This is a genomic window from Archangium violaceum, from assembly GCF_016859125.1.
Lineage (GTDB): Bacteria > Myxococcota > Myxococcia > Myxococcales > Myxococcaceae > Archangium > Archangium violaceum_A.
The window spans coordinates 8,678,735-8,693,281 of the sequence record NZ_CP069338.1 but is presented as its reverse complement, the minus strand read 5'-3'; the positions used below and the strand labels follow the sequence as shown (position 1 = coordinate 8,693,281).

Here is a 14,547-nt window from a genome sequence, read left to right as displayed (position 1 = left end):
ACCTCCACACCCCAGTTGGCCCGAGGGGATGGTCGCCCATGGTCTGGCACTGCTGGAAGCTCCGCCCATGTGGCGGCCCGTTTCCGCGAGCGCGGGCTGAACGTCCTGTAGGAGCCCCGACCTCCACCGAGCGCCAGCTTCCCGATAAGCTGGCGTGACATGTGGCTCGCGATCTCGCTCCTCCTCCTCGCCGCCGCCATCGCCTGGCTCGTCGTCCTGTGGCGGCTCCGCCCAACGCCGGCCCTCTGCCAACCCCAGCAGTACGACGCCGCGCCGCAGCCGGGAACGTTCGCGGTGCGACCGCTCGAGGCGATGCCTCCGATCGTACGCGAGACGCCCATCCTCGAAGCTCAATCCCCCGCCTGGCGCGAGGCGATGGCTCAGGCGGGCCTCCGGCTGCGCCGCGCAGGGGTGCGCCACGTCATCTTCGTTCACGGCACCTTCGTCGGCCACGACCCCACCCTGCTGCTCTCCGCGCTCGAGGGGCCCCTCTCGGCGCTGGGCCCGGGGTTCATGCCAACCCTGCAACGTCTCTCCAAGCTCCCGAGCGATCGCGTCCTGCGCGACCTCGGCAATTACACCCCCGAGTACGTCTCGCTCTTCCAGAAGGCGCTGGGCGGAGACATCCGCGCCACCCGCTTCGTCTGGTCCTCGGCGAACAACCACGTCGCCCGCCTGCGCGCGGCCGTGGAGCTGCTGCGTCTCCTGGCCACCTCGGAGCTCGGACGCAAGCGGGCGCTGCTCCTCGGGCACAGCCACGGCGGCCAGGTGCTCGCCCTGCTCACGCAGCTCGTCTACCCGGCACGGACCGCGGAGGCGCTCTGGCAGGCCGTGCGCGACGCAGGCGAGCCCACGGACGTCCTCCAGGACATGGCGCGCACGGTCGCCCGCGCACGGCTCGACATCGCCACCTTCGGCATGCCGCCACGCTATGGCTGGGCCACGGGCCGGCAGTGCCGCGTCCTCCACGTGATCAACCACCGGGGCGCGGAGCCGCGCGGCAACACCGTCACCGGCGTCCTCCACACCGAGAACGGCGACTACGTGCACCTATGGGGCATCGCCGGTTCGGACATTCCGCCGGGCAACGCGAAGGAGCGCGAGCTGGCCGCGCGGCTCGATGCCATTCTCGGCGTGGGCTACGACGTGAAGGCGTGGCTCCAGCACGTGCGCCACGGCGCGCGCGTGCCGCGGGACGGGTTCAGCTACCTCGTCGACTACGGAGACCGTGGCACGGGTGCCCTGCCCAACTGCCTGGCGACGTGCTTCGGGCACGGCATCTACACGAGCTATGACGCCATGCTCTTCAACGCCCGCCTCCTCACGGATCACTTCTACCGGTAGACCTCCTCACCCGTCCCCCACCAGGAGGAAGATTCCAGACCATGGACCCGAAGACGCGCGAGCACTTCGCCATCCCGCACAACACGTGAAAGAACGGGACCCTCATCCGGTACGACATCCTGGAGGTCTTCCGGAAGATCCAGCCTACCTCCGCTGAACGGCGCGCACCTCGATATCCACGGGTGAGGTCGCCGTGGAGCTCTTGATGCGCTCGCACGTGGCGCCCGTGAAGGAGATGCCCTGATCCGTCAGGCTCCAGGTGTCCGTACCTGTCTCGAGGGCATTTCATCATGCACGCGCCACCCACCCCCGACCAGAGAAGGCGCTCCCCGAGCAACACGAGCGCCTGCGAGCGAATTCGAGCTACTGATGGGTCACGGGATGTCCGTGAGGACAGCTCAGACGAGAACGCTCAGGAAGAACAGTCGACCCATGGGGACCACCAGCACCGCGGCGAGGACGAGCCACGTGCTCGCCACGGCCGGGCGCCAGGCCAGCAAGGCGAGGGGGACGAGCAGCGACTCGGCACGATAGAGGCTCACCCCCCGCCCCATGGTGAGGGGGAACAACCAGAAGGCCAGCCCATAGAACACGAGCCATCGCTCTCGCAGCCCGGCCGCCCTCCACCGGGACAAGGTATGGGCGACGAGGACGATGACCAGCAGGGCCACGATCAGGGTCTGGACTCGAGGGAAGGCATTCTTCCAATGCCTGCTCTCTCCACGCAGGAGGGGACCCACCACCGCATCGAGCGTGCCGAGCGGACTGTTGATGCCGTGGCCGTATTTCGCCTGCGAGAGGAAGAGCGCGTTCCAGGCCCCGGTCTGCGCCTGGAACAGCGCCAGCGCGGCCACGAACCCCAACGTGACGCCGAACGCAATCCCCACGCCTCGCCACACGCGCGGCCAGGGAGAGGCCTGGGGGGAGCCCGGCGCGAGGAACTCCGCCGCCAGCACCACGGGAGCCAGGAGAAAGCTCGTGGTGTAGGTGAAGGCGGCCACGCCCCCCGCGAGGCCCGCCAGCACCGGGCGCCGCCGCTCCTGGAAGAAGAGACAGAGGAGCGAGAAGAAGAGGCACATGGAGATGGGAAACACGGCGTGCTGGTACACCTGACCGGGAAACAGCGCCGCGAGGCCCAGCACCGGAAGATTCCTTGCTCTCTGCCCGAGGAACCCCATCCAGAGGAGCACGAGCATGCCGATCGTGAACAGGGCGGAGAGCAGGACACCCGCCTGCGCGAGCTCCAGGCCCGCTCGTGCGAGCAGTCCCATGAGGCGAGGATAGCCGGGCATCCATCCGGCGTTTCCGCACCAGTTGCTCGGCCCACCGTAGTCGGGGCCACAGGGGTGGAGGATGAAGCCGTTGTCGGCGATCGACAGGTAGTGCCCGGAGTCCCAGCGCAACCAGGCGTCCACGGCCCAGGGCACCACCTTGGACTTGAGCGCGGCGATGAAGAGCAGTCCGCGCGCGAGCACGAAGGCACCGAGAGGAGGCAGCAGCGCACGACCCCACCACCACAGGGGCGAGGTACTCCTTGGCTGGGAGAGCTGGGTGTCCGTGGACATGGAGGAGGCCCTCCTAGCACGCCCTGGCGGCACTCACGCGCCTGTTGGTGCCACGCCCAGCACCCGCCCTCCGTCCACCGCGAGGATCTGCCCGGTGATGTAGGAGGGCCCGGTGAGGAAGAAGAGCACCGCCTCCGCGACATCCGACGGTGTCCCGATACGCTGCTGGGGGATGCGGCGCCGGAGCGCCTCCACCAGTGAGGGCTTCATCTGCTCGGGGGGCAGGACCGTCCCCGGCGCCACGCCGTTGACGCGAATGGTGGGCGCCAGCTCCAGTGCCAGACACCGCGTCAGGTGGGCCAGCGCGGCCTTGGTCATTCCATAGGCCGAGTACCCCCGCCACGGTGCGAAGGCTCCACCCACGTCGAGGATGTTGAGGATGTCCCCTCCTCCCCGGGCCAGCATCCCCCGCGCCACCTCCTGGCTCAGCAGGTACGGTGCCCGGGCGTTGAGGGCCCAGCACGCCTCCAGCGCGGCCCCGGGTGTCTCCACGAAGGCCGCCCGGTCGAAGCGCGCGGCGCTGTTGACGAGGATGGAGATGGCACCGAGCTCACGCTCCACCTCGAGCACCAGCGGAGGGATGGACTCGGAACGCGAGAGATCCGCCTGGAACACCCGGGCCCGGCCACCGGCCGCCCGCATGGCCTCCACCACGGACTCGGCCCCGTCCCGGGATTCATGACAGTGCACGGCCACCGTGGCCCCTGCCCTGCCCAACGTCTCGGCCAGCGCGCGACCCAGGCGCACCCCGCCGCCCGTCACCAGCGCGACCCTGCCCACGAGTCCCCGCTCCATTGCCATCAGCTCCTTTTCCCGGGTCGAAGCGGCCCCGGGAGGCGTCCCGGAGCTACAGCGAGAACCCGTACTCCCGCTCCACCACACAGACACGCGTGCGATACGCGCGGTACCACCGCTCACGTCCCAGCTTCTGGGCCATGCGGTGCTCGGAAACCGACTTCCACGCACGCACCGAGTCCATGTCCTTCCAATACGACACGGTGATGCCCAACCCATCCGCGCCGCGGGCGCTCTCGATACCCAGGAAACCCGGCTGCCCCCCGGCCATGGAAACCATCTCCGCGGAGGTGAGCGCGTAACCCTCGTCCACCGTTGTGCGCAGGGACGTGAAGATGACCGCCACATAGGGCGGTTGAGGAGTGCTGGCAATGCTCATGGAGGCGGAAATTGACACGGAATTCCGCCGCCCCCAAGAAATCCCCGCACGCCCTCCCACGCTCAGCGCAGTGTCCAGAAGCTCGCCGCGAGCATGCTCCGGTTGTCGGCCCCACACTTCTTGAGAATGTGTGACATGTGCAGCTCCACGGTACTCTTCTGACAACCGAGCGCCTCGGCGATCTCCTTGTTCGTCTGGCCCTGGACCGCCAGCGCGACGACATCCGCCTGACGCGCGGTGAGTCCCCACAGGTGCCGGGCCGCCTCCAGCCGCAGACGGAAGGCCTGGTCCTCGTTACGCAACACGGCCGGTGCCGGAGCGCGTGACGCCAGCGCGCGCGCCAGGCTGTCGGCGATGAACGGCAACAGCTCGTCCAGGAGCGTGGCCGAGGACTCCTCGAGCTGCTCCTGCACATGCCCCACCTCGATGCGGCCCACCGTGCGCCCACCCGTCTCCAGCAGGAAGCAGCTCCGCTGGCCACACCGCTCCCACTCGCCGGCCGAGCAGAGCAACCGCATCCCGTCCCCCTCCTCTTCCACCACCCAGAGCTGCGCGCCGGCACAGCCGAGTTGCACCCGGCTCAACTCCACCACGAGGCGCGCCAGTTCCTCGGCCCGGGTGCGGTGCGTGAGCACGCGCGCCACCCGGAGCACCTCCGCCCGGGAGGTGAGCTTGTGCACCCGGAGGGACTCGGGCTTCTGGTACCCCCCGGCCCGGAACACGCAGGTGGCCGCATCGTGCGCGAGCCCCTCCGCGTGCTCGAGCTCCTCCACCTGCCAGCCAAACAGCTCGAGCGCCCGGCGGACATACCCGGCCACCCAGTCGCACAGGGCCGGCTCGGCCCCCCACTCCGCCAGCCGCAACTCGAGCTTCCCCTCTTCGTGCCTTGCGTCCCACCTGCCCACGTCGAACATGCGCCGCCAGCACAGAGCCAGGTCGCGCACCGCGAAGGACGGCTGCGCCAGGAGGAGCACCCACCTCGGATCTCCCGACAACTCCCGGTCCGCCGTGAGACGGCCGAGCTCCCCCATGATGAAACCACTCCCGCGGCCGGTGTACTCGCACAGCGCGCGCAACAGGCGCCGGAAGGTGCCCAGGTCGTACCAGCACGCGGCCAATGGATGCAGCACCCCCGCGCGGCTCGCCGCGGGCAGTCCCGCCACCTGCATCCGCCAGACACCTGGACCGAACCGGTCATGCACGAATTGCTTCGTGTGCAGCAGAAGAGGACCCTTGACGAGACCCATAAAGAGATATCACTCCAGATGAACGGGAAGAGATGCCTCCGGGTCTCTCCCAGCGACACCAGAGGCACGAACATGACAATCAATACCCATGGACCGTGGGCGGACACGAAGGCCGCTCACGGTCCGTTTCGCCTTGCCCGAGCCGTGGAATCAACGGCCCGTCAGTGATTGGCCGGGCCCTGCTCCTGGCGCAGCACCGTCTGCCCGAGCTGGTTCAGCAAGGGCAGGTTGGTGCCGGTGAGGTAGAGCGCCTTCTCGTCCCCGGCGACGTGCTGATGCCAGTTCCAGGGTGGGACGTAGAGCGCATCCCCCGCGCGCCACTCCACGCGCCGGCCCTCGATGATGGACCAGCCCGAGCCCTCCAGGATGTAGATGAGCGACTCGTAGGCGTGGCGGTGGTTGGACGTCGCCTGGCCAGGCGCCAGTTCCCCGACGCTGAAGCTCACCGAGCGCGCGGGCAGCGCCACCTCGTACACCGGGTGTCCGCGCGAACGGCTGAAGTCCTCCGCCACGCCGCCGCGCCCCACCTGCCGGTGGATGAGCTCACCGGCGTCGTGCTCCACCGGCCGCGGCTCCAGCGAGTCCCGATTGCGGCTCGTATCCACGAAGCCCGATGAGCCGCTGGTGACGGCGCGCAGCCTGTCGCTCGAGGCCGGTGCACGGGTGACGCGCGGCATCTCCCGGGCACGCCACAGCATGCTGTCGTAGAAGCCCGCCCGGAGGTTGAGCGCCATCAGCGCACCGGTGCGCACCAGCGCGCGCTGCGCGGGATCCTCCGCCAGCTCCTCCGCGATGCGCAGCAGCACCTCGCCGTGCTCATCGTCGATCTTCTGGTGCAGATCGAAGAACACCCGGTCCCTCGGCGACACATCCATGTACCGCTTGATGGCCTCGAGGATGGGCGTGTACACGCGGCGGACGATCAACTCCGTTCCGATGCCCATCGCGCCCACCGCGATGGGCGCCCCCAGCGAGCTGCAGCACTGGAGGAAGAGCTGGCTCCACTGCACGGCCTCGTCGCAGAAGGGGTGCGCGCGCAGCCACGCCTCGTCCATGCCCAGCGCCTCCAGGTAGCGCCGGTAGAGCACCGGGTGGGGCACGTTCTCCACCCACTCCAGATCGATGCCGTGGCGGCGCATCAGCTCGGCCTCGTCCGGGCTCACCCCGTGCGCCTCCTCCAGCAGGTTGGCCAACAACACGCGCCGGTGCTCCGGACTGTCGAGCTGCGAAATGGTGGCCGTCAGGTACCGCTGGAAGTTGGTGCTGTAGGCGAAATACTGGTGCGCGTAGTCCCGCAGCGCACCCACGGGATCCGGCAGCTCGCCGCTCTCGAGCGCCCGCAGATAGGGATGATTGACCGCACGGTGTTCACCCACCTCGCGCTCGAGCTGCTGAATGAATTCTCGTGCCCCGAGAGAGGGAGAAGGCCCGGGGGCGGTGTCTGCTCTGTGTTCAGCAATCATGTTGGGTCCTGGATGATAAGGGGTGATCTGACATCAAACCGGCCAACCCGGAATTCGCTGACCGGGCAACTCGACAGGCATTGACAAGGATTGAGGGTTCGTGCGGGAGCGGGCCGTGGGGACGCCCTCGGCGCGGCACACATCGGCCGCGCGGTGGAGCAGCTCCAGCCCCCGCTGGATGACACCCGCGCGCCAGCGTGGACTGACAGGAGCGAAGACCTCGCGGAGCGCCGCCTTCACCAACCTGCGGCGTAATCCCTCCCGCCCGCGGAGCCAGTCCCGGTTCTCCGCCCGGAGCGCCAGCAACACCAGGGGCAGCGGGTAGGTTCCGAACTCCGCGATGAGGAGCTCATAGGCCCTGGGCGCGAGCAGCCCGGCGCACCAGGGGCCAAGGCCCCCGCGCTTGCGGTACGAGATGCCCAGCTTGGGCTCGCTGGGCTCCACGAGCGACTCCCCGAAGTGCCGGCCGAACCAGTACAGCTCGGGTGTCTCCCAGTCGTGCTCCAGGATGAGGCGGTACCTGCCCCAGGGCCCGAGACCACTGTGGATGTCCACATGCAGCACCTCGGTGGCGTCGCCGAGCCAGCCGCGCAGGTGCGTCTCGAGCAGGCTCCCCGTGGGCGACAGCTCGCTGCCCCCGAAGAAGAGGCCCCACGAGTCCTCGTACTGCCCGCCCGCCACCGCGTCGCGCGAAACGGCCTGGCCATGACGCAGCATGCAGCGCAGCATGTTGAGCGGCAGGAATCCGCTCGCGGGCGCCGCGGCGGACAGCCCCAGCAGCCGCTGCACGTCCCAGTAGGCCTCCGGCACACCCCGGTACTCCTCGGACGGCAGGAGGAAGTTGCGGTTGAGGTCCACGTTGCGCTCGTCCGTCCTGCGAAGCATGTGGAAGCCGAAGGGGTTGAGCGCATGGACGAAGACCAGGCGCAGGCCGTTGGCGCAGGAGTGGTCCACGGCCAGCCGCTGGAGGAAGGCCAGTTGGAGCGCCGAGCCGATGAAGCCCTCCACGCCGTGCAGCCCGCTGGTGACGAGCAGCGCGCGCCGGGCATCCACCGTGCCGCCCACGGCGACGTCCACCGTCAGTTCCACACCGGACGCGGATGCCGGCATCGGGTAGCAGTGGGCCTGGAAGCCCGCGTCCGCGCACGCGGCGCGGAAGCGGTCGCGGGCAACGGCGTAGTCCGGCGAGAACAGCTCCGCGCCGGCGGTGGTGCCCGGGCGGCTCATCCCTGGCCCTCGCTGCTCACTCCCGCGCTGGCCAGTCCACCCGCCAGCTCGCCTCCGTCGATGACGAGCGCCTGGCCGTGGATGTACCGGGCCCTATCCGAGGCGAGGAAGAGGAAGAGGTCGGCGATCTCCTCGGGACGCGCGTGGCGCCGGAGGGGGATCTTCTCGTTCACCTTCTCCAGCATCGCGGGCGTGTACTCGCGCTCCTGCATCGGCGTCATCACGTAGCCGGGACAGATGGCGTTCACCCGCACCTTCGGGGCCAGCTCGATGGCGAGCGAACGCGCCAGCTCGATGACGCCCGCCTTCGAGGCGTTGTACGAGGCGTAATAGGGGTAGCCCACCAGGCCGTTGGTGGAGCCCATCAACAACAGGACGCCACCCTGCCCCGCCATCATTCGCGTGGCCGCCTCGCGCGCGCAGAAGAAGACTCCGTCCAGGTTGGTGGTGACGACCCGCCGCCACTCCTCCGGGGAGATCTCCAGGAAGGGACGCCGCACGCTGATGCCGGCGTTCGCGATGAGCACGTCCACACCGCCCATCACCCGGTCCACATTCGTGAAGGCGTCCCGGAGCGAGGCCGGATCCGACACGTCCGCGGCGAAACCCGACACGTCGTGGCCCAGTTCCTTCACCACCTGGCGAAGGGCCGCCTCGTCACGGTCGATGATGGCCAGCCGGCTCCCCGCCCGAAGGAACGCCTCGGCCGTCACCCTGCCGATGCCACTGGCCCCGCCCGTGAGCACCACACGCCTGCCCTTCAGATTGTCGCTGCCCGTCATGTCAGCCCTCGTAGATGTAGCGGATGTCATTGCCCATGCTCGCGGCGCGGCGGATGACCGCATCCAGGTGGCTCTGGCGCGGATCCGCCGCCAGCCCGTGCTCCGCGAGCAGACGGCGCGCCTCGTCCACGTCACCGCCGAGGACGGCGCGCATGAGCCGCTCGGCCACCTCGGTCACGCCCTTCTGGAACAGCTCCTGGGTGAGGCGCAGCTCGCCGCGCTCCGCGTCCAGGGAGACGAAGCCCTTCTTCACCAGATAGGAGAGCACGATGTGCGCGGCCTCGAAGTCCGGATGGATGGCCTGGTAGCCGCGGCCGAGGAAGCGGAGCATCTCCGCGAGGTAGAAGCCCATGGGCGCGTCATGCCGCGCCTCCTGGCGCCACGGCCCGTGCAGCGCCAGGAAGCCGAGCACGTCGCAGAGCGCCTCCTGGAGCGCGTAGGAGCGGGCCGTGCCAAGCTCCCGCAACTTGCCGAAGGCGGCATCGCGGTGGCGCCAGTAGTGCCCCACGTCGTGCCCGCGGAACCAGGTGAGCGCCACCAGGGGATCGCACACGTCCTCGTCCGCCACCGTCAGCTCCGGGCACAGGCTCCTGAGCAGCGGCAGGCTCAGGCAGCGGATGCGCTCCAGGTAGATGTTGTGGAAGAGCAACGTCTTGCGGGGCTTGATCTTGCGGTGCCCCTCGTCCTCGGGGAGGAAGTAGGTGAAGTGCTTGGGGAAGCCATTCGCCTCGCCACCGCAGAGCACCAGCTCGCTGATGGTATAGGAGGGGAACTCCGCCAACTCCAAGCCCTCCAGGCCCAGCAGCTTCTCGTAATAGCCGCGCAGCGTACCCAGCTCCGCCTCGAGCGCGCGGACACGCCGCGTGAGCACCTCGTCCTCCAGGGCGACGCAGGTGGAGTGGAGATAGGCGCTGCTCTTGCCGGGCCAGGTGACGAGCGGCCCGCAGAGCACCACCAGCCGATCGTTCTTCGCGCGGGCCAGGGCCGTCGCGGCCTCGCGCGTGTCGTTGCGCCGCAACCCCTCGGCGCGCAGACGCATCATCTCCGCCACCTCCTCGTCCGGGCAGGTACTGGCCGCCGCCTCCAGCGCCAGCGCGGACTGCTCGAGAAGCTGCCGCGAGAGCTCCTCGGCCACCATCGAGCCATCGCCGCGCTGCAACGAGCGGATCGTGTTCGCGAGCCGGGCCAGGTAGACCAGGTAGTGCCAACCCTGGGGAAGGTATTGCTTCAGCGCGGACAGGTTCAGCCCGATCTCGGGGATGTTCCTGCAACCGTCCGTCGCCCAGAAGCTGCGTTCGACGTCATCAAGAATCATGGGTGTGTCTTCCATGGGGTAGGAGTCCTCCTGCGCCCGTGCTCAGGCGGTCCTGCTCTCCGCCTGTGGGCGGCGCGCGCGGTTGCCACGAAGCGCCTTGCCGAGCTTCTTGGTGGCCAGGGACAGCAGGGTGCTGGGGCCGGACAGCTTCGCCAGCACGAGGAAGGCATCCACGGGCCGCAGGTGCTGACGGAAGTAGGTGTTGATGTTGTCGTCGTTGCAGGTGGGCAGCTCGCCGTAGAGCGCGTCGAGGTTGTCGTACGCCCCCTTCACCCGCAGCGACGGCGCGTCGAACTTGTCGCTCTGCTTGAGCCAGGCGGCGAGCTGGCGGCCCATCTCCTGGACCCTCTCCGGCACCGGCGTGGACAGGCTGGGGAAGGTGTTCCGCTCCCCAGCCACCTTGTAGAAGGACTGGTAGACGACGGGGTTCTCCGTGCGCATGGAGACGTAGAGGCTCCGCGTGCCCGCGCGCAGCAACTCCGTCAGCAGGAACTGTCCGAACAGCCCCGTCATGATGCCGGTGTTCTGGAGCTCGGGGAGCACCCCCGTCGAGTCCAGGTACAGGCACGTCTGCCCGGCCAATGTCAGCCGGTGGTAGCCCGTCCAGCCGACGACCCGGTCCTCCGCGTTGTGGATGAAATAGAAGCGGGTGATCTTGTCCAGGTAGCCGTCGAGAGAGCGGTCACGCCAGTAGGGCGCCATGTCGGCGCCGAAGGCGAGCGTGGAGACCTCGCGGAGCGCGCCGTAGATGGCCTGTTTGTGCGCGGCGTCCAGCGCCGCGGGAGGTGCCCAGCACGCGCCGCGGTAGCCCTGCGAGAGCGGGAGGAGGGTGGGTTTGACGTTGAACGGACGGATGAGTGAGGAAAAGGCGGTCATGGCATCGCTCCAGGACGATCAGGGAATGGCCTTGGCGGTCACGGTGCCGGCGGCCGGGCCCGGCACGAACGAGGGCCGCAGCCCGAAGAAGACGGTCGACGCCACGAAGTGACCCAGCCACAGCATGGTCATCCACATGGGGAAGAAGATGTAGAGGACGGGCACGTCCCCCTGGGTGGCGAAGCAGAGGCCCAGCCACGTGAGGAGCGACACCGCGCTCATCAGGGCCGTGTTGGTGGCGAGCATCGTGAGCACCCGCTGATACGTGAGCTCCAGCACGGCGCCGCGCGCCGCGTGCACCACGCCCACCAGTCCCCCGCCCGTCACCGCGACGAGGAAGGCGCTGAGCCACGCACGAACGAGCTCCTCCGTGACGAGGCTGACGGGGCCCAGGAACCTCCAGAACAGCGAGCCCACCAGCAGGCCCAGCAACAGGCCCGGAACGTTGTGGGACACGCGGGACCAGTGCCACGGCGAGGGAAGGTTCATGTCCTTCGCGCCGCCCGGAGCGCGCAGCAGCGGGGGCAGGAGCAGGCCCGTGACCTTCTGGTACTCACGGTAGGCGTCCTTGACCAGGTACACCATCCGCCGGTCGTAGAGGACGGTACCGATGATGTTGGCCACGTTCGCCACGATGGCCAGCAGCAGCAGGCTCGCCGTCATCCGGGGAAACGCGAAGAACATCGGGAAGAAGGCGGTGTGCACGGGGAAGCGCAGCCAGCGCCGCGTGCCCACCTTCCACATCTCCATCGGTGGCGGCTTCGCGTTGTGCAGGCGCGCCAGCACCGCCGACGAGCCGAACGCCATGCCACAGTCGTACTCGAAGAGGTGGATCTGGAAGTACCAGGCCCAGGAGGCCACCAGGATCACCCCCGCCACCCAATACCAGACTCCCTGCAAATCCCAGATGACGATGGGCACTTCGCGCCAGAGGATGCACGCCATCAGCAGGTACGAGACGTTGATGAAGGACTGCACACCGCGCCAGGCGATGGGATCGATCCCCGTCAGCTTCTGGATGATGGCCTTGAGGCGCACCATGGCGACGATCGAGTGCTGCACCCCGAAGCCGGCGATCAACGCCAGATCGATCAGGAGATCCAGTGCGTACTTTGAATTCATGAGCGCTCCTCGGGGCCTGGTTGGGGGCGGGTCCCAATGACTCGCATCCCTTTGCTCCCAGAAGAAAATGTCCGGGAAGCCCCGTTTCGCGCGAATGCTTGTACCTACCGGGGAGCGGCTCGTACATACCAACGAGCCCTATACGAGCAACCCTATATGGGGATCATTCGATCACCCCCCATGTCAGACGGGTCGCGTATAGGACCTGGACACGTCCTGCTTCACCTCGTCAGGGTGAAGCCCTCATAGCCGTGGGCCGCGACGGCATCACACTTCTTCCTGTAGGCCCCGACACCACCGACATAGGGCATGAAGACCCGTGGTTTGCCAGGGATGTTCGCCCCGATGTACCAGGAGTCCGCCAGGGGAAAGAGCGTGCGCTCGACGAGCTCCCTGGCGTGTGCAACCCACCCGTCCTCCGCTTCGACGGTTGCCTCGATACACTTGAAACGGCGGTCCATCAGATAGGCGATGCAGTCCGTGAGCCAGTCCACATGCTGCTCGATGGAGACGATCGTGTTGCTGAACACGGAAGGACTGCCGGGGCCCGTGATGGTGAACAAGTTCGGAAAGCCGGCAATGGCGAGGCCGAGGTACGTGCGCGGGCCATCGGCCCACTTCTGCCTCAGTGTCACGTTTCCCCGCCCACGGATGTCGATGTTGAGCAGGGCACCTGTCATGGCATCGAAGCCCGTCGCGAACACGATGATGTCCAGCTCGTACTCCGCGCTCCGGGTCCGGAGCCCCTTGGGCGTAAGCTCCTCGATGGGCGACTGCTTCACATCGACCAGGGTGACGTTGTCCCGATTGAAGGTCTCGTAATAGTGGGTGTCGACACACAGGCGCCTGGTGCCCAGGGGATAGGTCCTGGGCATCAGGGCCTCGGCGACGGCCGGGTCGCGGACCGTTTCACGGATCCGGGCGCGGACGAACTCGGCGGCGGTTTCATTGGACTCCCGGCGGATCCTCAGGTCCGAGAACGCGCCGAGGAAGCCGGTACCGCCCTTCTCCCATCGGGCCTTGTACTCGCGCTCCCGCTCCTCGGGCGACACGTCCAGAGCGGACTTCTCGTTGACGTCCATGACGACCCCGGCACGCGACTCGCGGGCCTTGCGCCGGTATTCGGCGTAGTTCGCCTTCATCCACGACTCGTAGGCCGGGTCGATGGGCGTATTGCGCGCGGGAACGCTGAAGCTCGGGGTCCGCTGGAAGACGAAGAGGTGGGCCGCCTGCTCGGCGACGAGGGGGATGACCTGGATGCCGGACGAGCTCGTCCCGATGACGCCGACGCGTTGGCCGGTGAAGTCGACGGCTTCGTGCGGCCACCTGCCCGTGTGGTACCACCTGCCCTCGAAGGTCTCGAGCCCCTTGAAGTCCGGCACCTTCGCCGCGGACAGGCAACCCGTCGCCATGATGCAGAACCTGGCGGACACGCGGGCTCCGCCGTCCGTCTGGATCGCCCACCGGTTCGTCGCCTCGTCGAAGACAGCGGAGGTCACTCGCGTGTCGAACTGGATGTTCCGGCGGAGATCGAACCTGTCCGCGACGTGGTTGAGGTAGCGCAGGATCTCCGGCTGGGTGGCGTACCGCTCGGTCCACTTCCACTCCTGCTCGAGCTCGTGCGAGAACGAGTAGGAGTAGTCCATGCTCTCGATATCGCAGCGCGCGCCCGGGTAGCGGTTCCAGAACCACGTGCCACCGACCCCACCGCCCGCCTCGTAGACCCGTACCAAGAGACCGAGCTGGCGCAGGCGGTAGAGCATGTACAAGCCCGCGAACCCGGCCCCGACAATGACGACGTCGACCTTGCTGGCGGGCTCCGCGCCGCCCCCCGAACGATTCGACTGCAAGTCAGACATACATTCGCCTCCATATGTGAGCGACGTGAACCGGCGCGCAACGCCTAACATATCCCTCTGACATCCCGAACCAGACTCCCAAAACCTGAGCAACCATTAAAACAAGCAAGGCCTTGACCCCAGACAAGTTGAACCTTAAAACAAACACACGGTCGCGCAGCCGGGCCGAGGAGCACCCGAGCGCATCCGGGTGCGGCTGTGGAAGTGTGTATTTGTCCTTGCATCATCCAACCCGTTCAGTCTCGGAGGTTCGTATGAAAAACCTGATCCGCCAGCTCGCCCATGACCAGCTTTGGAACCAGTGGGTCGCGGCCAACTCCGCCGGCACGCCGGTCGTCGATGCCGGTTGCGTCTCTGGACCGGCCGTCTCCGCGAAGGCCGGCTGCATCTCCAAGACCGGCTGCGTCTCCAAGGCCGGCTGCATCTCCAAGACCGGCTGTATCAGCTGATAGGTATCAGCTGAGAGGGTAGTCCGGGTCGCGAGCGAGGGGGGAAAGCTCCTCGTTCCCGTGGATTCCCGCCTCGCTCGCGCCCGCTCCGTAGGGCTGATGCAACGCCTCTCGTTGGCCCGTT

Annotated in this window: 13 protein-coding genes; 2 read left to right on the top strand and 11 right to left on the bottom strand. The window is 67.9% G+C overall.

The features are described from left to right. Window positions 1-159 precede the first annotated feature (159 nt). Window positions 160-1,344 carry a hypothetical protein gene (locus tag JQX13_RS36955; protein WP_203404131.1) on the top strand — a complete coding sequence of 395 codons (1,185 nt, stop codon included), beginning with the start codon at window positions 160-162 and terminating at the stop codon, window positions 1,342-1,344. A 398-nt stretch (window positions 1,345-1,742) separates the two neighbouring features. Here the strand turns inward: JQX13_RS36955 and JQX13_RS36950 are convergent, their stop codons facing one another. The 11 genes from JQX13_RS36950 to JQX13_RS36900 form a co-directional block, all read right to left on the bottom strand. Next, window positions 1,743-2,909, bottom strand: coding sequence for a hypothetical protein (locus JQX13_RS36950; RefSeq protein ID WP_203404130.1), 1,167 nt, complete (start codon window positions 2,907-2,909; stop codon window positions 1,743-1,745). A 33-nt stretch (window positions 2,910-2,942) separates the two neighbouring features. After that, window positions 2,943-3,704, bottom strand: a complete 762-nt coding sequence (locus tag JQX13_RS36945) for an SDR family NAD(P)-dependent oxidoreductase (RefSeq protein WP_239014083.1) — start codon at window positions 3,702-3,704, stop codon at window positions 2,943-2,945. 52 nt (window positions 3,705-3,756) lie between these two features. Next, entirely contained in the window at window positions 3,757-4,083 is a 327-nt protein-coding gene (locus JQX13_RS36940; protein WP_203404128.1) for an antibiotic biosynthesis monooxygenase family protein, read from the bottom strand. Between the two features lie 62 nt (window positions 4,084-4,145). Continuing rightward, window positions 4,146-5,330, bottom strand: coding sequence for a LuxR C-terminal-related transcriptional regulator (locus tag JQX13_RS36935; protein ID WP_203404127.1), 1,185 nt, complete (start codon window positions 5,328-5,330; stop codon window positions 4,146-4,148). A 161-nt stretch (window positions 5,331-5,491) separates the two neighbouring features. Then, window positions 5,492-6,706 (bottom strand): iron-containing redox enzyme family protein, encoded by a 1,215-nt coding sequence (locus tag JQX13_RS36930; RefSeq protein WP_239014082.1) that lies wholly within the window; start codon window positions 6,704-6,706, stop codon window positions 5,492-5,494. Window positions 6,707-6,826: 120 nt separating this feature from the next. After that, the gene (locus JQX13_RS36925) at window positions 6,827-8,020 is read right to left on the bottom strand and encodes a DUF2817 domain-containing protein (RefSeq protein ID WP_203404125.1); all 1,194 of its coding nucleotides are present in this window, start codon (window positions 8,018-8,020) and stop codon (window positions 6,827-6,829) included. Then, window positions 8,017-8,802, bottom strand: a complete 786-nt coding sequence (locus JQX13_RS36920; protein ID WP_203404124.1) for an SDR family NAD(P)-dependent oxidoreductase — start codon at window positions 8,800-8,802, stop codon at window positions 8,017-8,019. The genes JQX13_RS36925 and JQX13_RS36920 overlap by 4 nt, the downstream gene beginning before the upstream one ends. Before the next feature lies 1 nt (window position 8,803). After that, window positions 8,804-10,132 carry a hypothetical protein gene (locus JQX13_RS36915; protein ID WP_239014081.1) on the bottom strand — a complete coding sequence of 443 codons (1,329 nt, stop codon included), beginning with the start codon at window positions 10,130-10,132 and terminating at the stop codon, window positions 8,804-8,806. A 27-nt stretch (window positions 10,133-10,159) separates the two neighbouring features. Then, window positions 10,160-10,993, bottom strand: a complete 834-nt coding sequence (locus JQX13_RS36910) for a GNAT family N-acetyltransferase (RefSeq protein ID WP_203404123.1) — start codon at window positions 10,991-10,993, stop codon at window positions 10,160-10,162. Between the two features lie 18 nt (window positions 10,994-11,011). Beyond that, the gene (locus JQX13_RS36905) at window positions 11,012-12,115 is read right to left on the bottom strand and encodes a hypothetical protein (protein WP_203404122.1); all 1,104 of its coding nucleotides are present in this window, start codon (window positions 12,113-12,115) and stop codon (window positions 11,012-11,014) included. 221 nt (window positions 12,116-12,336) lie between these two features. Beyond that, entirely contained in the window at window positions 12,337-13,974 is a 1,638-nt protein-coding gene (locus JQX13_RS36900; protein ID WP_203404121.1) for a flavin-containing monooxygenase, read from the bottom strand. Window positions 13,975-14,228: 254 nt separating this feature from the next. Here JQX13_RS36900 and JQX13_RS36895 point away from each other — a divergent pair, with 254 nt between their 5' ends. Then, entirely contained in the window at window positions 14,229-14,423 is a 195-nt protein-coding gene (locus JQX13_RS36895; protein ID WP_203404120.1) for a hypothetical protein, read from the top strand. Window positions 14,424-14,547 lie beyond the last annotated feature (124 nt).